Source organism: Streptomyces sp. NPDC025793, from assembly GCF_055558375.1.
Window position 1 is genome coordinate 218,326 of record NZ_JBVHMR010000004.1, and the last position, 18,971, is coordinate 237,296.

18 protein-coding genes and 1 tRNA gene are annotated in these 18,971 nt (G+C 73.5%); 12 read left to right on the forward strand and 7 right to left on the reverse strand.

What is annotated here, in order from left to right; genetic code table 11:
• The first annotated feature begins 114 nt into the window (after positions 1-114).
• The 6 genes from ACZ4MF_RS11195 to ACZ4MF_RS11220 all read left to right on the forward strand — a co-directional run bounded on the left by ACZ4MF_RS11195 (position 115) and on the right by ACZ4MF_RS11220 (position 6,153).
• Positions 115-924, forward strand: a complete 810-nt coding sequence (locus tag ACZ4MF_RS11195) for an SAM-dependent methyltransferase (protein WP_467491756.1) — start codon at positions 115-117, stop codon at positions 922-924.
• Positions 925-1,041: 117 nt separating this feature from the next.
• Positions 1,042-2,445: a type I glutamate--ammonia ligase gene (locus ACZ4MF_RS11200; RefSeq protein ID WP_467491757.1), complete on the forward strand. Its 1,404-nt coding sequence runs from the start codon at positions 1,042-1,044 to the stop codon at positions 2,443-2,445.
• Between the two features lies 1 nt (position 2,446).
• Positions 2,447-3,625: an amidohydrolase family protein gene (locus ACZ4MF_RS11205; protein WP_467491758.1), complete on the forward strand. Its 1,179-nt coding sequence runs from the start codon at positions 2,447-2,449 to the stop codon at positions 3,623-3,625.
• A 16-nt stretch (positions 3,626-3,641) separates the two neighbouring features.
• The gene (locus ACZ4MF_RS11210; RefSeq protein WP_376291630.1) at positions 3,642-4,169 is read left to right on the forward strand and encodes an NUDIX hydrolase family protein; all 528 of its coding nucleotides are present in this window, start codon (positions 3,642-3,644) and stop codon (positions 4,167-4,169) included.
• A gap of 164 nt (positions 4,170-4,333) precedes the next feature.
• Positions 4,334-5,557 (forward strand): hypothetical protein, encoded by a 1,224-nt coding sequence (locus ACZ4MF_RS11215; RefSeq protein WP_467491759.1) that lies wholly within the window; start codon positions 4,334-4,336, stop codon positions 5,555-5,557.
• Positions 5,554-6,153 carry a hypothetical protein gene (locus ACZ4MF_RS11220; protein ID WP_467491760.1) on the forward strand — a complete coding sequence of 200 codons (600 nt, stop codon included), beginning with the start codon at positions 5,554-5,556 and terminating at the stop codon, positions 6,151-6,153. The genes ACZ4MF_RS11215 and ACZ4MF_RS11220 overlap by 4 nt, the downstream gene beginning before the upstream one ends.
• On the opposite strand, the gene ACZ4MF_RS11225 is transcribed toward ACZ4MF_RS11220, so the two are convergent.
• The gene (locus ACZ4MF_RS11225) at positions 6,101-8,245 is read right to left on the reverse strand and encodes a tetratricopeptide repeat protein (RefSeq protein ID WP_467491761.1); all 2,145 of its coding nucleotides are present in this window, start codon (positions 8,243-8,245) and stop codon (positions 6,101-6,103) included. The genes ACZ4MF_RS11220 and ACZ4MF_RS11225 overlap by 53 nt on opposite strands.
• Before the next feature lie 224 nt (positions 8,246-8,469).
• Between ACZ4MF_RS11225 and ACZ4MF_RS11230 the strand changes: the two genes are divergently transcribed.
• From ACZ4MF_RS11230 to ACZ4MF_RS11245, 4 genes are all read left to right on the forward strand, one after another.
• Entirely contained in the window at positions 8,470-11,541 is a 3,072-nt protein-coding gene (locus tag ACZ4MF_RS11230) for an AfsR/SARP family transcriptional regulator (protein WP_467491762.1), read from the forward strand.
• Positions 11,542-11,694: 153 nt separating this feature from the next.
• Positions 11,695-11,835 carry a hypothetical protein gene (locus ACZ4MF_RS11235; RefSeq protein WP_467491763.1) on the forward strand — a complete coding sequence of 47 codons (141 nt, stop codon included), beginning with the start codon at positions 11,695-11,697 and terminating at the stop codon, positions 11,833-11,835.
• A 207-nt stretch (positions 11,836-12,042) separates the two neighbouring features.
• Positions 12,043-12,843, forward strand: coding sequence for a COG4705 family protein (locus ACZ4MF_RS11240; RefSeq protein ID WP_467491764.1), 801 nt, complete (start codon positions 12,043-12,045; stop codon positions 12,841-12,843).
• Between the two features lie 373 nt (positions 12,844-13,216).
• Positions 13,217-13,624 (forward strand): hypothetical protein, encoded by a 408-nt coding sequence (locus ACZ4MF_RS11245; protein WP_467491765.1) that lies wholly within the window; start codon positions 13,217-13,219, stop codon positions 13,622-13,624.
• Between the two features lie 69 nt (positions 13,625-13,693).
• Here ACZ4MF_RS11245 and ACZ4MF_RS11250 read toward each other — a convergent pair.
• Positions 13,694-13,767 (reverse strand) — tRNA-Pro (locus ACZ4MF_RS11250).
• Between the two features lie 126 nt (positions 13,768-13,893).
• Here ACZ4MF_RS11250 and ACZ4MF_RS11255 point away from each other — a divergent pair.
• Together ACZ4MF_RS11255 and ACZ4MF_RS11260 are read left to right on the forward strand one after the other, a co-directional pair.
• Positions 13,894-14,601, forward strand: a complete 708-nt coding sequence (locus ACZ4MF_RS11255; RefSeq protein WP_467491766.1) for a transketolase — start codon at positions 13,894-13,896, stop codon at positions 14,599-14,601.
• 53 nt (positions 14,602-14,654) lie between these two features.
• Positions 14,655-15,584, forward strand: coding sequence for a transketolase family protein (locus tag ACZ4MF_RS11260; protein WP_467491767.1), 930 nt, complete (start codon positions 14,655-14,657; stop codon positions 15,582-15,584).
• 125 nt (positions 15,585-15,709) lie between these two features.
• Here the strand turns inward: ACZ4MF_RS11260 and ACZ4MF_RS11265 are convergent, their stop codons facing one another.
• From ACZ4MF_RS11265 to ACZ4MF_RS11285, 5 genes are all read right to left on the reverse strand, one after another.
• The gene (locus tag ACZ4MF_RS11265; RefSeq protein ID WP_467491768.1) at positions 15,710-16,069 is read right to left on the reverse strand and encodes an MmcQ/YjbR family DNA-binding protein; all 360 of its coding nucleotides are present in this window, start codon (positions 16,067-16,069) and stop codon (positions 15,710-15,712) included.
• Between the two features lie 30 nt (positions 16,070-16,099).
• Positions 16,100-16,621: a GNAT family N-acetyltransferase gene (locus ACZ4MF_RS11270; RefSeq protein WP_467491769.1), complete on the reverse strand. Its 522-nt coding sequence runs from the start codon at positions 16,619-16,621 to the stop codon at positions 16,100-16,102.
• On the reverse strand, positions 16,618-16,749 hold the full coding sequence (locus tag ACZ4MF_RS11275; protein ID WP_467491770.1) for a hypothetical protein: 132 nt from the start codon (positions 16,747-16,749) through the stop codon (positions 16,618-16,620). Before ACZ4MF_RS11275 ends, ACZ4MF_RS11270 begins: the two co-directional genes overlap by 4 nt.
• Before the next feature lie 69 nt (positions 16,750-16,818).
• A complete protein-coding gene (locus ACZ4MF_RS11280) occupies positions 16,819-17,724 on the reverse strand; it encodes a LysR family transcriptional regulator (protein ID WP_356028411.1) in 906 nt (301 codons plus the stop codon).
• Between the two features lie 31 nt (positions 17,725-17,755).
• On the reverse strand, positions 17,756-18,955 hold the full coding sequence (locus ACZ4MF_RS11285; protein ID WP_467491771.1) for a glycine C-acetyltransferase: 1,200 nt from the start codon (positions 18,953-18,955) through the stop codon (positions 17,756-17,758).
• Positions 18,956-18,971 lie beyond the last annotated feature (16 nt).

The window sequence follows — 18,971 nt, forward strand, 5'->3', positions numbered from 1 at the left end:
ACCGGGGACGTCCCGGAGCGTCCCTGAACCGCCCGGACCGGGTGTTTCCCGGGACAGCGCGATCAACGGGCGGCACAATGACGGCGGGCAACCGCGTGCGAGAAGGGCGGCGACGTGACCGAGGGCTCCCCCACGGCCGGACCGGCGAGACTGAACACCTCCGTGGCGCACAACGCCCGGGTGTGGAACTACTGGATCGGCGGCAAGGACAACTACGAGGTCGACCAGCGGGTCGGCGAGCACGTCGCGGGGATGTTCCCGGTGATCCGCGACGTGGCCCGCGCGGACCGGGACTTCCTGGCGCGGGCGGTGAGGTTCCTGGCCGCGGAGCGCGGGATCCGGCAGTTCCTGGACATCGGCACGGGCCTGCCGACCGTGGACAACACCCACGAGATCGCGCAGCGGATCGCGCCCGAGTCCCGGATCGTGTACGTCGACAACGACCCGATCGTGCTGGTGCACGCCCGCTCGCTGCTCACCAGCTCGCCCGAGGGCGCCACGGACTACATCGACGCCGATGTGCGCGACCCGGACACCATCGTGCGGCGCGCCGCCGACACCCTGGACCTGACCCGGCCGGTCGCGCTGATGATGCTGGGCATCCTGAACTTCGTCCTGGACACCGGCGAGGCCCGCGACATCGTGCGGCGGCTGGTGGCGGCCCTGCCGTCCGGCAGCGCCCTGGTCCTCACCCATCCGACCTACGACGGTGACGTGGGCGGCGAGGGCAACCGCGCGGCGATGGAGTTCTGGAACGCCCACGCCACGCCGCCCATCACGGCCCGCAGCCGCGCGGAGATCGCCGCGTTCCTCGACGGCCTGGAGCCGGTCGAGCCGGGCCTCGTGCCCTGTTCGCAGTGGCGCGCCGACCCGGCCGTCGCGGTGCCGGTGCCGCAGTTCGGCGCGGTGGCCGTGAAACGCTGACGCGGGCCCGGGGCCGGCACCCCGCGGGCCGCGCGGAGGCGGACGCGGCCGACGAGGACGCGCCCGGGCCGTGCCCGACGAGGACGTGCCCGCCGAGGACGTAGCCGAGGAGGACGTATGACCACCCTTGCCGATCCCGTGCCCGGCGGGCGTCCCGAGGACCTGCGCCGGGTCGCCGCGCTCACCACCGGCCTGGCCGCGCGGGACGTGCGCGGGATCGTCCTCGCGTACGTCGACACCGCGGGCGTCTGCCGGATCAAGACCGTGCCGACGGCCCGGCTGGCGGCGGCCGTGTCCTGGGGTGTCGGCATGTCCCCGGTGTTCGACACCTTCCTCGCGAACGACTCCGTCGTCACCACCGACGTCCTCGGCTCCCCGGACGGCGATCTGCGGCTCTACCCCGACCTCGACCAACTGGTGGTGCTGGCCGGGCAGCCCGGCTGGGCGTGGGCACCGGTGGACCGGATCACCCAGGAGGGCGCCCGGCATCCCGGCTGCTCCCGGACCTTCCTGCGCCGGATCGTGACCGACGCGGCCGAGCGGCACGGCCTGACGTTCCGGGCGGCGATCGAGGTCGAGTGGTCGCTCGGCCTGGACTCGGCGCCCGCCGGGGAGTTCGTCCCGGCGGTCTCCGGTCCGGCGTACGGCGCGATCCGGCAGGTGGAGCTGAGCGACTACACCGCCGACCTGCTCGCCGCGTTCGAGGCGCAGGACGTCCCGGTCGACCAGCTCCATCCCGAGTACGCCCCCGGCCAGTTCGAGATCTCGGTGGGCGCGCTGGACCCGGTGGCGGCGGCCGACCGCAGCGTACTGGTCCGGCAGACGATCCGCGCGCTCGCCGCACGGCACGGCCTGAGGGTCTCCTTCGCGCCGGCGGTGTCCGCCGAGGGCGTCGGCAACGGCGGCCATCTGCACCTGTCCTGCCGGCGCGACGGGGTGAACCTGCACGCGGGCGGGGAGCGGCGCTACGGCATGACGCCCGAGGCGGAGTCCTTCGCGGCCGGGATCCTGGCCCGGCTGCCCGCGCTGACGGCGGTCACCGCCCCGAGCCCGGCCAGTCGTCTGCGGCTCAGACCCTCCCAGTGGGCGGGGGTGTTCACCGCGTGGGGCCGGGAGACCCGGGAGGCGGCACTGCGGGTGGTCACCGGTATGGCGGGCCGCCACGAGCAGGACGCCAATCTGGAGGTCAAACCGGTGGACCTGGCCGCCAACCCCTATCTGGCACTCGGCTGCGTCATCGCCGCGGGCCTCGACGGTCTGGCCGGGGCGCGCACGCTGCCCGAGGAGATCACCGGCGACCCGGCCCGCTACGGCCCGGACGAGGCGGCGGCGCTCGGCGTCCGCCGGCTGCCGCGGTCCCTGCCGGAGTCCGTCCGGGAGTTCCGCGCCGACACGGTGCTGCGGTCCGCGCTGGGCCCGGTGCTCGCGGACGCGGTGAGCGCCGTCCGGCTCGGCGAGGCCGCGGCGGTCGAGGGCCTGGACGACGCGCAGGTGGCGGCCGCCTACCGCTGGGTGTACTGACGTGGCCGCCGCACCGGGACCGCTCCACGAGGCCCTGGCCGCCCTCGCGCTGGTGGACCACCACTGCCACGGCGCCGTGACGGCCGACCTCGCGCCCGGGGAGTTCGCCGCGCTCCTCACCGAGGGCGCGGCCTGGCCCGGCGTGTCGCCCTTCGACACGCCCGCCGGCGTGGCCGTGCGCCGGCACTGCGCGCCCCTGCTGGACCTCCCCCGGCACGCGCCGCCGGACGACTACACGGCCCGCCGTACGGAGCTGGGCTGGCGGGAGGTCAACCGCCGCTTCCTGACCGCCGCCGGGGCCGCGGCGTTCTTCGTGGACACCGGCTACACCGCCCACCCGCTCACCTCCCCCGCCGAACTGGCCGCGGCCTCCGGCGCCGCCGCCTTCGAGGTCGTACGACTGGAGCAGGTGGCGGAGGCGGTGGCCGCGCGGGGCGTCGCGGCGGACGCGTACGCCGAGGTGTTCCGGGCGGCGGCCGAGGAGGCGGTCCGCGGGCCGGACGTGGTGGCGGTGAAGTCGGTGGCCGCCTACCGCACGGGCTTCGCCCTGGACCCGGCCCGCCCGCCGGCACGGGAGGTGACCCGGGCCGCGGGGGCCTGGCTGGCGGCGGGCGGGCGGCTGAGCGACCCGGTCCTGGTCCGGCACCTGCTGTGGACCGCCGTGGACCTCGGCCTCCCCCTCCAGCTGCACACCGGTTTCGGCGACGCCGACCTGCGGCTGCACCATGCCGACCCGGTCCTGCTGACCGACTGGCTGCGCCTGATCTCCGGCACGATCCCGGTCCTGCTGCTGCACTGCTGGCCGTACCACCGCCAAGCCGCCTATCTGGCAGCGGTGTTCGAGCAGGTGTACCTGGACGTCGGCCTCGCCCTGCACCACACCGGCCCGGCCCGCTGCCGGGCGGTGCTGGCGGAGGCGCTGGAGATCACCCCGTTCCACAAGCTGCTGTACAGCTCCGACGCGTACGGTGTGGCCGAGTTCCACCATCTCGGCGCCCTCTGCTTCCGCCAGGGGCTCGCCGATCTCCTCCAGGAACGCGTCGACGCCGACGAGTTGAGCCTGCCCGACGCCCTGCGCATCGCCGCCTGGACGGGCGCCGACAACGCCCGCCGCCTCTACGGACAGCCCGCACCCGAACCGGCCCGCGACCCCAGCGAGCGCCCCGCCCGGAAAGTATGATCAAGCAATGTCAGACATGACCGAAACCACGCCCGGCTGGCTCACCTCGGACGAGCTGGAAATGGCCCGGGCCCACATGCCGATCCTGTATGTCGAGGCCGTGCCCGTGCGCGTGGACGACAGCGGCGAGGTCACCAGCATCGGACTGCTGCTGCGCATCGGCCCGGACGGGACGGTCAGCCGGACCCTGGTCTCCGGCCGCGTCCTGCACCACGAGCGGGTCCGCGACGCCCTGCTGCGCCACCTGGAGAAGGACCTCGGCCCGGTCGCGCTCCCCCGCATCCCCACCTCGCTCCAGCCCTTCACCGTCGCCGAGTACTTTCCGACGGCGGGCATCACCCCCTACCACGACCCGCGCCAGCACGCGGTCTCGCTCGCCTACATCGTCCCGGTCACCGGCGACTGCCGCCCCCGCCAGGACGCGCTGGACCTGGTCTGGTTCACGCCCCAGGAGGCCGCCTCGGCGGCCGTGCAGGGCGAGATGCCGGGCGGGCACGCGGTGCTGCTGAAGCAGGCGCTCGCCCATGCGGGAGTGGCGGTCTGAGGACGGCGGCAGGACCAGCCGGCCGGGCCGGGCGCCGGCCCGCGCCCGGCGCCCCACCGCCGCAAGGTTTCCGCAAGGCGGCGGCAAGCCCTCCGTCCGAGCGGCCGGGCAGAGCCACGGTGGACAGCCCGTAAGGGACTCGCGAGAGACAACGGGGGTACACCGTGTCGGCAGTGGGTTTGGACACGGAGCCGTCGGCCACGGAACGCCAGTGGCCGACGCTGCTCGGGCGCAGGACGGTCCTGACCGTCGCGCACACCGTCACCTACGCGAAACGACTGGTCGACATTCTGTCGCTGCTGGAGGACGACTTCCGGATCCAGGTGGCGTTCACCGCGCCACCGCACGTCTTCGGCGACGAAGTGCCGCATTTCCTCGGGCGGCTCGGCTGTGCCGTGCTGCCCTGGGAGGAGGCGGTGCGCACACCCTTCGACGTGGCCGTGGCGGCGGGGCCCAGGGGGGTCGAACGGCTCTCCGCGCCCTTGATCACCCTGCCGCACGGCGCGTCCTATCTCAAACGCATGCGGTCGGGCCCCGAGGCAGGGGTGTTCGGGCTGCGCCGGCAGGACGTCGCGCCCGGCGGGAAGCTGCCCGCCGCCGTGGTCCTGCCGCATCACGCCGACCTCGACGAGCTGACGCGGCACTGCCCCGAGGCCCTCCCGTACGCCCACGTCGTCGGGGACCCGGCGTACGACCGGATGTCCGTGAGCCTGCCGCTGCGCGGCGCGTACCGGCGGGCGCTCGGGCTCCGGGACGGGGAGAAACTGGTGGTCGTCGCCTCGACGTGGGGGACCCGCTCGGCGTTCGGCCGGCTCACGGCACTGCTGCCCCGCCTGCTCACCGAGCTGCCGGACGGACGCTACCGCTGTGTCCTGCTGGCGCATCCGAACGTCTGGTCCGGGCACGGGGCCTGGCAGGTCCGCGCCTGGCTGGCGCGCTGTGCGCGGTCCGGGATCGCGCTGGCTCCGCCGGAGGCGGACTGGCGCAGCGTGCTGATCGCCGCGGACTGGATCATCGGCGACCACGGATCGGTCACGCTGTACGGCACGCTCACCTCGGCTCCGCTCCTGCTCGTGGCCTCACCGGCACAGGAGATCAACCCGGCGTCCCCGGCCGCCGCCCTCGCCCTGACGGCACCGGCGCTGTCACCGGTGCATCCGCTGGTCGACCAGCTCGCGTACGCGGCCGCCGAATACCCGCGGGAGGAGTACGCGGCGATCGGCGCGCGGATCACGTCCGAACCTGGCCGGTTCAACCGGAACATGCGCCGGCTGCTGTACCGGACGCTGGGCCTCGGGCAGCCGGCACATGCGCCGCTCACCGTGCCGATCGCCGCGCCACCGCCGCTGCGCACCTGGTCGGGGGACGGCCGGGAGGCCCCGGTATGAACGGCTACGTCGTCGTCAGGCTGCTGACCGGTCCCCTGGCCCCGGACGCCCGCACCTCCCCGCCGTGGGACACCGGGCTGCCCGATCCGGCTCCGGTCCTGCGGCTGCGCATGGGCCCGACCGCGGACGGACGGGACCTGGTCGCCGAGGCCGGTCCGCTGCGGCAGGGCTCCGCCGCGAGCCGTCAGGTACCGGGGACGACGGCCGACGAGCACTTCACCGCGGAAGCCGAACGGGGCGGCGGACGCCGCCGGCTGGACTGTGCCGATGTGCTCTACGGGCGCCTGCCCCGGCCACCCGGCGCGGCGGCGCGGTGGCTGGCCGAGGTGACGGCGCGTCATCCGGCCTGCGGCCTTGCCGCGGTCCCGGTGGCCGGCGGCGGGTGGATGGCCGTCGCCGGGGGCCCGCGGTCGGGTACGCCGACGGTGCCGGCCGGTGCGGTCCCGCCCGACCAGCCGCTGCTGGCCTCCTGTCTGCACGCCTGGCTGGTACTCGGCCACCGGCTCGGCGACCTGGCCTACGTCCGGCCCGCCGGTGCGCCGCTCATGGCCGGGGCGCCGCCCGCTCCAGGCGGCGGGCGTCAGCGGGGCTGGTGACCTCGTACAGGGAGCGGGCCCGCGCGTACCAGGCGCGGGCCTCCTCTCCGTCCTCCCGCGCACGGGCGCCGTCCCCCAGCATCTCCAGGGTGCGCGCCTGCCAGTGGAGGGCGCCCGAGGCGCGGAACGCGTCCAGTGCCTCCCGCATCTGCGCGGCGCCCCGGGCGTGTTCGCCCCGTTGGGCCCGGGCCCGGCCGAGGAAGGCCAGGGCGCGGGCCGCGTCGTGCGGATCGGCCACCGCGACCAGGGTCTCGCGGGCCTGTGTGAAGAGCGTGATCGCCCGGGCGGGATCCTGGTGCCGCAGGGCGATGTCGCCGAGGAGGATGCGGGCGAGGGCCACGCCGCGCGGATAGCCGCAGGCCTGCCATGCGTCCACGGCCCGGTTCAGATGGTCCAGGGCCTCGTCCGGGCGGCCGGCGTCGAGGCGGCAGCCACCGAGACCGAGCAGCGCCTGGCCCTCGTCGCGGACGTCGCCGGCGTCGCGGGCCGCCTGTAAGGACCTCGCGTACCATTCGGCGGCCTCGTCGGTCCGGCCTGCCGCGGCGAGCCCGATCGCACCGGAGTTGAGCATCTGGCGCTCGGCGTCGCGGTGGGCGTCGCGGCGCGCGGCGTCCAGACCGATGCGGTGTGCCTCGATCCACAGGTCGTAGTAGCGCAGCCGGAGGAACAACGGCCACATGGCGTCGACGAGTTGCCAGGCGGTGGTGTGCCAGCCCCTGGCGGCCGCGGTGCGCAGCATGGACATCAGGTGGTTGCGGTGTGCGTCGAGCCAGTCGAGGGCCTCCCGCTCGGCGCCGAAGGGCGCGGGCGTCGAGGACGGGTGGGCGTAGGTCCTGGGCAGGGTGAACTGGGCGGGGGTGATGAGCTGTTCGGCCGCGGTGGCCGTGCGGAGATACCAGTCGGCCACCCGCCGCAGTGTCCGGCTCCGGGTGTCCTCGCTCTCGGTGTCCGCCGCGCGGGACCGGGCGTGGATCCGGACGAGGTCGTGGAAGCGGAAGGTGTCCGGGCCGATGTCCTCCATGAGGTTGGCCTCGGTCAGCTCGTCCAGCCGGCGCCGGGCCCACTGCTCGGACTCGGCGCAGGCGACGGCTGCCGTGGGTACGTCGAAGGTGGGCAGCGGCAGGTCGCCGAGGGTGCGGTAGAGGCGGGCGGCCGACGGTTCCAGTACCGCGTACGACGCGTCCAGGGCCTTGCTCACGGTGGTCTCCCCCTCGATCTCCAGGGCGTCCAGGCGGTCGGCATCCGGTGCGAGGGAGTCGGCCAGGGCCGCGATGGGCTGGCGCGGGCGTGAGGCGAGCCGCGCCGACGCCAGGCACACGGCGAGCGGCAGCCCGGCGCACAGGGACACCACCTCCCGCACCGCGTTCGGTTCACCGGCCACGCGCTCCTCGCCGAGACCGCGCGTGAGCAGTTCCATCCCGGCGGCCGCGCCCAGCGCCTCCAGCCGGAAGAACGCGGCTCCGTCCAGCCGTAGCCCGGTCAGCCGCTGTCTGCTGGTGACGACCACGAGCCCGCCCGGTCCGCCGGGCAGCAGGGGCCGGATCTGTGCGGCGGTGAACGCGTTGTCCAGCATGACGGCGAGCCGCAGGCCGGCCGTGGCGGTCCGCCACAGCGAGGCCTTCTCGGCCGTCCCGACCGGCGGGGACCCGAGGCCCAGGGCCCGCAGGAACTGACCGAGAATCTCCTCGGGATCCGCCGGACCGTCCGTCGCGTGCCCGCGCAGGTCCGCATGCAACTGCCCGTCGGGAAAAGCGCGTTCATGTACGTGCAGCCAGTGCGAGACCAAGGCCGTCTTGCCGATGCCGGCCGGGCCGTTGACGACGATCAGCCTGGGCGAGGCGGCGTTGCCCAGCTCGGAGGTCAACAGGCCGTTCAGTTCGGTGAGTTCGGATCTTCGGTTGGTGAAATGGGCGGGCACGCGGAGAAGTTGGCGAGGGACGGGATGCGACTGCGCCCCGGGCACCCCGGGCAGGTGCACATGGATGCCGCCGTGGACATCGCGGGCCTGCACCGAGGGCCCGTACAACCGGGCGTCCCCCGAGATGGTGTTGTGCACCGTGTTGTCCTGACCGCCGTCTCCGGCCGCTCCCATGCGCGCCTCTCCCCCGCCGGCTGCCGTGTCCGTCGCCCACCACCTACCCCGAGCGCGGCATCGGCCATTCGGCGATGCGGAGGGTCAGGCCCGGCGGGACAGCGATTCGGCCAGGGCGACATTCCGTCTGGCGGCGCCGGCCACTTCCTGTCATGCTCTTCGTCCCACGTGACACCTGGCTCTCTGTCCTGTTCATCGAATCGGCGGATCAGCGGGAGGCGCCGGTGGAGCTCGAGTTACTCGGCCCGGTCGGTCTCCGGGTGGACGGCAGGCGCACGGAGATCGGATCGGACAAGGAGCGGATCCTGCTGGCCTCGCTCGCCCTGGAGGCGGGACGGCCGCTGGCCCTGGACACGCTGATCGACCGGCTCTGGGACGGGGATCCGCCGCCGCACGGGCGGGCGAACGCGCACACGTACGTGTCCCGGATCCGCCGCCGGCTGAGGACCGCCGCGGGAGCACCGGACGGGACGCGGATCGTCAGCCGGGCCCACACGTACACGCTGGAGATCGCCCGGGAGTGCGTCGACTGGCACGTGTTCCAGCGGTTCGTGAGCCAGGCGGGCACGGTGGCCGCCGGGGGCGACGACCGGCGGGCGGTCGCCCTGCTCGACCGTGCGGAGCGCCTGTGGCACGGCGACGGTCTGGCGGGTCTGCCCGGGCCCTGGGCGCAGGGCATGCGCAAGGCCATGGCGGAACGGCGGCTCGCCGCCTCGGTGTCCCGCACGGCCGCGCTGCTGCGGCTGAGCCGCTTCGCCGAGATCACCGGGGAGCTGGCGGCGCTCGTCGAGCGGTATCCGGGCGACGAGACGCTGGCCGGGCAGCTGATGCTGGCCTACTACGGCGCGCACCGCTACGCCGACGCGTTGCGGGTGCACCAGGAGGTACGGCGGTTCCTGCTCGCGCAGTACGGGTCACGCCCCGGCGCCGAACTGACCCGTGTCCACCGCGGGATCCTCGATCGGCTGCCGGCCGCCGACCTGGTCCGCGGCACGTCGGCGTCCGCCGTGCCGGCCACGGCGGTGCCCGTCGCCCCGGCCGGCGCTCCCCGCAATCTCCCGCGGCAGCCGCTGCTGGTCGGCAGGCGGGAACAACTACGGCTGCTCACCGCTGCCGTGGACGCGGCGAGCGGGCAGGGGCCTGTCGTCAGCCTGGAGACGGTCAGCGCGGTCAGCGGTATGGCGGGGGTCGGCAAGACCGCCCTCGCGGTGTACGGTGCGCACCTGCTGGCGCGGCGGTTCCCCGACGGCCAGCTGTATCTGAACCTCCGCGGCCACGACCCGGCGCAGCAGCCGCTCGGCCCCGGGGAGGCCCTGGCCTCCTTGCTCCGGCTGCTGGGCACCCCCACGGAGGCCATTCCGGCCGAGCTGGACGGCCGGACGGCCCTGTGGCGCACCCTGCTGGCCGAGCGCCGTGCTGTGATCGTGCTGGACGACGCGGCCGACGCCGACCAGGTCCTCCCCCTGCTGCCGGGCCAGTCGCCCGCCCTGACGATCATCACCAGCCGGCGCCACCTCACCGGGCTGACGCAGGTCCGGCACATCCCGCTGGACGTGCTGCCCACCGACGACGCGATCGCGCTCTTCCGCGCCTTCGCCGGCGAGGACCGCGCCCGGGACATCCAGGCGGTCACCCGGATCGTCCGCCTGTGCGGCCATCTCCCGCTGGCGATCGAGCTGGTCGCGAGCCGGTTCCGGATGCGCCCCTCGTGGACGCTCGGCACGCTGACCGACCGGCTGCTGCGCGCCGACAGCCGGCTGAGCGAGCTGCGCGACGCCGACCAGGACATGGTCCGTGTGGCCTTCGACCTCACCTATCAGGCGCTGTCCGAGGACCAGCGCGCGGCGTTCCGCCGCCTCAGCCTCCACCCCGGCCCGGACTTCACGGCGGAGGCGGCGGCCGCCGCCCTGGACATGCCGACGGCTCGCACGGAACGCATGCTGGAGTCCCTGCTGGCCTGCCATGTGCTGCGTGAGCCCGTGCCCGAGCGGTACCACTATCACGATCTGCTGCGCGAGTACGGCCTGTCCCGGGCGCTCGCGGACGACAGCGCGCAGGAGCGCGCGGCGGTCGTGCGCCGTCTGACGGAGTTCCACCTCGCGGCCGCGGATCACGCGGACCGGCTGGCCTTTCCACGACGCCGCAGGCCGGCCCCGGCGCGGACCACGCCGTGGCAGCTCGCCCGGCTGGGCGACGCCCGGGCGGCACGTGCGTGGTTGTCCGTCGAACGTCCGAACCTGCTGGCCGTGGAGCACCACTGCCGTACGCACGGCCGGGCCGAGGACGCCGCCCAACTGGCCTACGTCCTCGCGGAGTTCCTGAACGCCGAATGCCACTGGCAGGAGGCACGGGCCGTCCTCGAACCGGCGGCCGCCCACTGGAGCCGGACCGGGAACGAGCCCGCTCTGTGCCGCGCCCTCGATCACCTGAGCACCGCTCACACCTGCACCGGTCACTACCCGCAGGCCGCGCGGATCGGCGAGCGGGCGCGGGACATCGCCCGGCGCAGCGGCGACACGGAGGCGGAGGCGGAGATACTCCGGACGCTGGGCACGCTGAAGTGGCATGTCGGGGACCACCGCTCCGCGCTCTCCCTCCTCCAGCGGTCCTTCGCCATCAAGAAGATCACGGGGGACGCCTGGGACAGCGCCCGGGGGCACAACAACATGGCCGTGACACTGCTGTTCCTCGGCGAACACGAAAGGGCCCTGGAACACTTCGAGAAGGCCGTCAGCGGATTCACCGCGACCGACGACCACACGTCGCTCGGAAAGACCCTCAACAACATGGGCGACCTCTATTTCCGGACCGGCGAACTGAAATCCGCCCGGCGCTCCTTCGAGGAGGCCCTGAGATTTCTCGACTCCTCAGGGAATCGATACGACCGGGCGACGGTGAAGGGCGGTCTGGCCGACGTTCTGGCATCCTGCGGAGAATCCGCCCGCGCGTTGCAGCTCTATGAGGAGGCCCTCGCGGAGTTCCGGGCGCTCAAGGACCCCAAGAGCGAGGCGGACATGTTGATCGGACTCGGGGAAGTCCTGCGCCACGCGGGCGAGAGGGAAAAGGCCGTGCGGTATTTCCGTGCCGCACTGGACAACGCGCACGCCCTGGGCGCGGCCCACCAGGAGGCCAGGGCCACACGCTGCCTCGGTGAGACCTACGGCGACCTGGGCCGGCCCGAGGATGCCGTCGCGCTCCTGCGCACCGCCGTCCGCCTGGCCGACCGGACGCACGACGCGAGCGAGCTGACGGCCGCGGAAAACGCACTCCACCGAACAGAAGGCGAACACCGTTGAGATCCGCATGACAACCGAGCAGCAACTTATGCTCGATTGATTTCGATTTTCGATCACTTCACGACCGTCGGGCAATTTTTCACACTGTCCGAATATCTGCTGTACGCTCCTTCCGATCACCGTTAACGATCTTGTGAAGGAGTCGTCGTTCACGTGCACAGAGAGCGCCTCGGAGCAGGCGGTACCGCACTCCTCGCGATGTTGGTCCTCCTCCTGCTGCCGGCGCCGGACGCCTCGGCCGCCGTACCGTCCTCGGCGGCGAAAGTCAGCCAGGACGGCTGCATCATGATCTGACGCCGAGGAGATCACACCGGGGTGGCTCTCGGGCCACCCCACCCCACGCTCTTAGCAGGTCACACGGTGCGCCTCCAGGGATCACCGGCAGGCGTTCAGGTTGCGTTCAGGTTCGTGAGCGGCTGAGGCAACAGCTGCACCAGAAGCCTCAAAACAATGGCAAAGGGGGCTGGGGAACGAACAGTTGGACATGCGAAGGTGCGAGCCATGAGCACAGAGCACGTCCTCCAGGACCCGCCACGCGGTCACGCACGCGCGCGCATACGCGAGAGCGCGAACAAGGTGCCGGAGGTCACCGTCTACTTCTGGATCATCAAGGTCCTCACCACCGGCATGGGCGAGACCGCCTCCGACTTCCTGGGCCACCTGCTGGGCCCGGTCCCGGCGGTCGCCCTCGGCTTTCTCGCCTTCGCCGGGGCGCTCGTGCTCCAGTTCGCCGTCCGCCGGTACGTGGCCTGGATCTACTGGACGGCGATCGTCATGGTCAGCGTGTTCGGCACGATGGCGGCCGACGTGCTCCACGTGGGGCTCGGGGTCCCGTACACCCTGTCCACCCCGCTCTTCCTCGCCGCCCTCGCGGCCGTGTTCGCGCTCTGGTACGCGAGCGAGCGCACCCTGTCCATCCACTCCATCCGTACGCGCCGCCGGGAGTTCTTCTACTGGGCGGCCGTCCTCGCCACGTTCGCGCTGGGCACCGCCGCGGGCGACCTCACCGCGACCATCGGCCTCGGCTACCTGGGCTCGGCCGTCCTGTTCGCCGTGGCGATCTGCGTGCCGGCCGTCGCCCACCGCGGCGGCCGGCTGGGCGCGGTGACCGCGTTCTGGACGGCGTACGTCATCACCCGCCCGCTCGGCGCCTCGCTCGCCGACTGGATGGCGCTGCCGGGCAAGCGCGGCGGCCTGGACTGGGGTCTCGGCCCGGTGACGCTCTCCTGGACGGTGGCGATCGTCGGCTTCGTGGTCTTCCTCGCGCTGTCGCGGCGGGACACCGCGCCTGCCGCCGCCTGACAGGAGCCCTCCTGGACCAGGGGCCGCCTCCCGGCCCCGGGGAGGATGTCTTCCGGGCATCCCTCATTCCGTGATCGCCCTGCTCTCCGGTCGGTTCGGCCGTCGGCCGGGACAGCACGCGCCCGTGACGGCGGCCTCGCCGACCTCACCGGTTCCGGTCAACTCGGCCGTCGGCGGCCCGACATGGCCCGTGCGCCCTCGACGGCCGTGGTCGCACGTCCGGGCCCCGACGACCGCATCCGCGCGCCCGTCCCTCCTGTTGCCCGTCTCCCCTCCGGGCGGGGACGGATCCCGCCACATCGCGACGCGGGCGGGGCGGGCGCCGCACAGGGCGCCCTAAGCTGGCCGCACACACCGAGCGGGGGGTACACCGATGGACCCGATCACCGCGGCCGCGCTCACCTCGCTGGCCGGAAGCCTCGGCGGTGAGGCCGGACGGAACGCCTGGCAGGGACTGGCCGCACTGGTCCGCCGCCCCGTCCGGCGGACTGCGGACGAGGAGTCCGGCGAGGACCCGGTGACCGGCTCGGGCGAGGCGGAACTGGCCGCCCTGCAGCGCGAACCGGACAACACCGCCCGTGCCCAGGCCCTGGCCACCGCGCTCGGCGTGCGGGCGGCCCTCGACGACGAGTTCCGTGCGCGGCTGGAGCAATGGGGGCGCAGCGTGGAGGCCGACACCGGCGGCGCCGTGCACAACAGCATCGACGGGGGCACGCAGAACGGTCCGGTGCTCCAGGCCCGTGACATCACGAACCTGACGTTCGACCTCCGTCGGGAGTGAGCCGGGAGAAGCAGAAAGGGGCCGTGCCGGACTTCTCCGACACGGCCCCTGACGTGCATGCCATACACGTCGGGACGACAGGATTTGAACCTGCGACCCCTTGACCCCCAGTCAAGTGCGCTACCAAGCTGCGCCACGTCCCGATGCCGTTTGACCTGGGGTTTCCCCGGTCGAAACGCGCAGGGAAACAATACCGCACTCGGCTCGGTCGCCGCGCCCCGCTTTTCGCCGTTGACCTCAAGTTTGGTTGAGGTTGCACGATCGACGGCATGACAATCACAGCGGACCACGGCCGGACCTACGGCTACGACGATCTCCCCGGGCTGATGAGCCTGATGACCGGCGACGAGAAGCACGGACCGGCGGCCACCTCCACGCTCGACGTGCTGTGGGTGCTCTACGACCGGGTGCTGAGGGTGACTCCCCAGCGGCAGGCCGATCCGGCCCGGGACCGGTTCCTGCTGAGCAAGGGGCACGGGCCGATGGCGTACTACGCGGTGCTGGCCGCGCGGGGGTTCGTGCCGGTCGACTGGCTGCCCGGGTTCGGGGCGTACGACTCCCCGCTCGGCCATCACCCGGACCGGGTCCTGGTGCCGGGGGCCGAGATCGCGAGCGGGTCGCTCGGGCACGGGCTGCCCATCGCCGTGGGCAGCGCCCTGGGGCTGCGGGCGCAGGGGCTCGACGACCCGGCGGTCTGGGTGCTGATCGGAGACGCCGAGCTGGACGAGGGCAGCAACCACGAGGCGATCGCCTTCGCGGGGCCCGCAGCTCTGGATCGGCTGCACACGATCGTGGTCGACAACTCCTCCGCCAGCCATGCGCGGCCCGGCGGGATCGCCGCCCGGTTCGAGGCCGCGGGCTGGTCCGCGGTGACCGTCGACGGGCGCGACCACGAGGCCCTGTACGCCGCCTTCACCGCGCCGCATCCCGGGCGGCCGCACGTGGTCGTGGCCCGGGTCGAGCCGAAGACCGCCTGACTCCCCACCGCCTGGCTCCCCTCCTCCCCCGCACTCTCGAAGGGCTCTCTTTCATGGAAACCATGCGTGACCGCTTCGCCCCCGTCGTCTCCCGGATCCTGGACGAGGATCCGCGGGTCGCGGTGGTCCTCGCCGAGATCGGCGAGGACGGCTTCCGGGAGGCCATGGCCCGGCATCCCGACCGGGTGATCAACGTCGGCATCCGGGAGCAGCTGCTGGTCGGGGCGGCGGCCGGGCTGGCGCTGACCGGGCTGCGCCCCGTCGTGCACACCTTCGCGAGCTTCCTCGTGGAGCGGCCGTTCGAGCAGGTCAAGCTGGATCTGGGGCATCAGGAGGCGGGGGCGGTGCTGGTCAGCGCGGCGGCCTCGTTCGACTGGCCGGCGGGCGGCTACACCCACATGTCCCCCGGGGACGTGGCGCTCCTCGACACCCTGGACGGCTGGACCGTCCACGTGCCCGGGCACCCGGACGAGGCGGAGACCCTGCTGCACCACGCGGTCGCCGCGGGCGACGACAAGGTCTACGTGCGGCTCTCCGTCCAGTCCAACCGGCGGGGGCGGGTGATCGACGGACGGCACCTCGTCACGGTCCGCGAGGGCCGCGCCGGGGTGGTCGTCGCGGTCGGGCCGATGCTGGACGCCGTCCTCGCCGCCACGGAGGGGCTGGACGTGACCGTGCTGTACGCGACGACCGTACGGCCCTTCGACGCGGCGGGCCTGCGCCGGGCCACGGAGGCGGCGGGCACCGACGTCGTCCTGGTCGAGCCGTATCTGGCCGGCACCTCGACGGCCGCGGTGGGCGAGGCCCTGTCCGACGTGCCGCACCGGGTGCTGGGCCTGGGTGTGGGACGCCGGGAGCTGCGCCGCTACGGGACGGTCGAGGAGCACGTGGCCGCGCACGGGCTGGACGCGCGGAGCCTGCGGGAGCGGATCGGCGCGTTCGTGGGGGCTGCGGGGCGGGTGCCCGCCGACGCCGCGGTGTGACCCTCGGTGCGGCGGCGACACCGGAGGCCGGCAGGACGTGATCGGCGCCGAGCCGGCCGCCGTCGCCGGTACGCCGAGTCCCGTGTGGGGCCTGGGCGGTGCGGTGTCGTGTCGTGCGGGAATTCTCACTCCGCGGACGGGCGGCCCAACTCGGGGTGGACGTCGAGGAGTCGGGGCGGGGCGGCCTGGCGCCAGGAGTCGGCGAGGATGTCGCGCAGCTCGTCCTCGTCCTCCAGCGCACCGAGTCTGGCTCTCACCCAGGCGAACTGGGCCTCGTGGTCGGCGACCCAGAACTTCTCGGGCTCGGCCAGCACCAGCTCGTCGCGCTCCTCCTTGGGGCAGCGCACGGCGATGGACGTCTCCTCCTCGGGCAGGGTCGCGAACATCTTCCCGGCCACCCGGAAGGTGGGCATGCTCCAGGCGATCTTCTCGGTGGTCTCCGGCAGGGACAGGGCGATACGGCGTACGTCTTCGGCGTCCGGCATGCAACGCACGGTAGCCCCTGCCACTGACAGTCATCCTGCGAGCCGCTGGAAATCGAGCCGCTTGAAATACAGCGTCGTCGGCCGCAGCTCGCCCGCCGGGCTCAGCGCGTAGTCCGGGATGACGCCCGCCCGGGTCCAGCCGGCCGAGCGGTAGAGGTGCTCGGCCGGGCTGTCGGTCTCGGTGTCGAGGTGGAGCAGCGTGATGCCGGTCGCGGCGGTGGCGAGGAGGAGGCGGCCGAGGCCCCGCCCGTGCGCGGAGCGGTGCACCATCAGCTTCACCAGTTCCGCGCGGTGGCGGCTGTTCGGCTTGTCGGGGTGGGCGAGGCTCACGGTCCCGGCGACCCGGCCGGTGTCGGCCGCGGCCGCCCACACCGCGAGCCGGCCCGCCGCCGCAGCAGCCGCCCGCTCACGCCGCCAGGCGGCGGCCTCCGCATGCCCGAACGGGGCGAGGAAGCCGACCGAGGCGCCGTCGGACACGGTGTCGGCCAGCAGCTCGGCCAACTCCCCCGCCCGCTCCCGTACCTGGCTGCCCTCCCAGCGCTCCACCCTCACGGACGCACCACCACCAGCGGGCGGTCGCCGGTGTCCGGGTGGTGGGCGTGTTCCCCGGCGGTCACCGCCGGGGCGGCGGTGGGGCTGATCTCGGCGCGTTCGGCGCGTGACAGGGTCGACCGGCTCACGCCGGGACGCCAACCCGGACAGGAGACGGCCGCGTTGCGAAAGCCTCACGCCCTCCCCCCTTCGCCCGCTCACGCCTCCTGCGCCGCCCGCCCCAGCGCCTCCAGCACCGGGCGGATCAGCGGGTGCCCCTCGGCTCCGCGCCGTACGGCGGCGAAGACGCGGCGGGTCGGGGCCACGCCGTCGACGGGGCGGACGATCACCCGGGTCAGGTCCATGCCGTTCAGCGCCGAGCGCGGTACGAGGGCCACGCCCGCGCCGGCCGAGGCCAGGGCGACGACGGCGCGGAAGTCGTCGGAGGAGTGCTCCAGCCGCGGCTGGAAGCCGGCGCTCTCGCAGGCGAGGACGACCACCTCGTGACAGGGATTGCCGGGGTACGGGCCGATCCAGGGATCCTTGGCCAGGTCGGCCAGGGGGACCTCGGCGGTGTCCGCGAGGCGGTGGCCGACCGGGACGACGGCGTCGAACGGCTCGGCGTAGAGCGGGACATGGGTGAGCCGGGGGTCGTCGGCCGGCGGTGCGCCCCGGTACTCCACCGCGACCGCCACGTCGACCTGCCGGTCCAGCACCATGGGCAGGCTCGCGTCGCCCTCCGCGTCCTGGACACGGATGCGTATGCCGGGCGCCGTGTCCGCGAGCCGGGCCACGGCCGGGGCCACGACCTGGGCGATGCCGGTCGCGAAGGCGGCCACGGTGACCGTGCCCGCCTCACCCGAGCCGTACGCCGCCAGCTCCGCCTCGGCCCGCTCCAGCTGGGCGAGGACCGCGTTGGTGTGGCCGAGCAGGATCTCGCCGGCCGGGGTGAGCCGTACCCCCTTCGCGCTGCGCTCGACCAGCCGGTGGCCGGTCTCCTGCTCCAGGGCCGTGAGCTGCTGGGAGACGGCGGAGGGGGTGAGATAGAGCGCGGCGGCCGCCGCCGTGACCGTGCGGTGGTCGGCCACCGCACGGAGGATGTGGAGCCGCCGTGCCTCGATCATGTCCTCAATTATCGCAAGACGTCCGAGCTGTTCAGGCCTCCAGTTCCGCGCGGGCGGCGACGAACGCGTCCACAGCGCGGTCGACGTCGTCCGTGGAGTGCGCGGCGGACAGCTGGACGCGGATGCGGGCCTGGCCCTGCGGGACGACCGGGTACGAGAAGCCGATCACGTACACGCCGCGCTCCAGCAGCAGCTCGGCCATGCGGCCTGCCCGGGACGCGTCGCCGATCATCACGGGGGCGATGGCGTGGTCACCGGGGAGGATGTCGAAGCCCTCCTCGGTCATCCGGCGCCGGAACAGGGCGGTGTTCTCGGTCAGCCGGACGCGCAGGTCGTCCGCCGACTCCAGCAGGTCGAGGACCTTCAGGGAGGCGGCGGCGATCACCGGGGCGAGGGTGTTGGAGAACAGGTAGGGGCGGGAGCGCTGGCGCAGCAGGGCGACGATCTCGGCGCGGGCGGCGACGTAGCCGCCGGAGGCGCCGCCGAGGGCCTTGCCGAGGGTGCCGGTGACGATGTCGACGCGGTCCATGACGCCGTGCAGCTCGGGGGTGCCGCGGCCGGAGGGGCCGACGAAGCCGACGGCGTGCGAGTCGTCGACCATGACCATCGCGTCGTGGCGGTCGGCGAGGTCGCAGATCTCGCGCAGAGGCGCCACATAGCCGTCCATGGAGAAGACGCCGTCGGTGACGATCAGCTTCCGGCGGGCGCCGCCCTCGGTGGCCTCCTTGAGCTTCGCCTCCAGGTCGGCGAGGTCGCGGTTGGCGTAGCGGAAGCGGCGGGCCTTGGACAGGCGGATGCCGTCGATGATGGAGGCGTGGTTGAGGGCGTCGGAGATGACCGCGTCCTCCTCGCCGAGCAGCGTCTCGAAGACACCGCCGTTGGCGTCGAAGCAGGAGGAGTACAGGATCGTGTCCTCCTGGCCGAGGAAGGAGGACAGGCGCGCCTCCAGCTCCTTGTGCACCTCCTGGGTGCCGCAGATGAAGCGGACCGAGGCCATGCCGTAGCCCCAGCGGTCCAGGGCCTCGTGGGCGGCGGCGATCACCTCGGGGTGGTCGGCGAGGCCGAGGTAGTTGTTGGCACAGAAGTTGAGGACCTCACCGGGGCGGCCGCCGGAGGTGACGCCGACGGTCGCGGACTGCGGGGTGCCGATGACCCGCTCGGGCTTGTGCAGGCCGGCGGCGCGGATCTCGTCGAGGGTGGCGCGCAGGTCGTCGCGGACGGTGTCGAACATGGGGAAGCTCCTGAAA

What these genes read in the sequence shown, in the direction of transcription:
- ACZ4MF_RS11285 (WP_467491771.1), bottom strand. Translation starts at nt 18,955, where the DNA reads ATGTTCGACACCGTCCGCGACGACCTGCGCGCCACCCTCGACGAGATC.
- ACZ4MF_RS11260 (WP_467491767.1), top strand. Translation starts at nt 14,655, where the DNA reads ATGGAAACCATGCGTGACCGCTTCGCCCCCGTCGTCTCCCGGATCCTG.
- ACZ4MF_RS11240 (WP_467491764.1), top strand. Translation starts at nt 12,043, where the DNA reads ATGAGCACAGAGCACGTCCTCCAGGACCCGCCACGCGGTCACGCACGC.
- ACZ4MF_RS11210 (WP_376291630.1), top strand. Translation starts at nt 3,642, where the DNA reads ATGACCGAAACCACGCCCGGCTGGCTCACCTCGGACGAGCTGGAAATG.
- ACZ4MF_RS11255 (WP_467491766.1), top strand. Translation starts at nt 13,894, where the DNA reads ATGACAATCACAGCGGACCACGGCCGGACCTACGGCTACGACGATCTC.
- ACZ4MF_RS11245 (WP_467491765.1), top strand. Translation starts at nt 13,217, where the DNA reads ATGGACCCGATCACCGCGGCCGCGCTCACCTCGCTGGCCGGAAGCCTC.
- ACZ4MF_RS11220 (WP_467491760.1), top strand. Translation starts at nt 5,554, where the DNA reads ATGAACGGCTACGTCGTCGTCAGGCTGCTGACCGGTCCCCTGGCCCCG.
- ACZ4MF_RS11200 (WP_467491757.1), top strand. Translation starts at nt 1,042, where the DNA reads ATGACCACCCTTGCCGATCCCGTGCCCGGCGGGCGTCCCGAGGACCTG.
- ACZ4MF_RS11280 (WP_356028411.1), bottom strand. Translation starts at nt 17,724, where the DNA reads ATGATCGAGGCACGGCGGCTCCACATCCTCCGTGCGGTGGCCGACCAC.
- ACZ4MF_RS11225 (WP_467491761.1), bottom strand. Translation starts at nt 8,245, where the DNA reads ATGGGAGCGGCCGGAGACGGCGGTCAGGACAACACGGTGCACAACACC.
- ACZ4MF_RS11265 (WP_467491768.1), bottom strand. Translation starts at nt 16,069, where the DNA reads ATGCCGGACGCCGAAGACGTACGCCGTATCGCCCTGTCCCTGCCGGAG.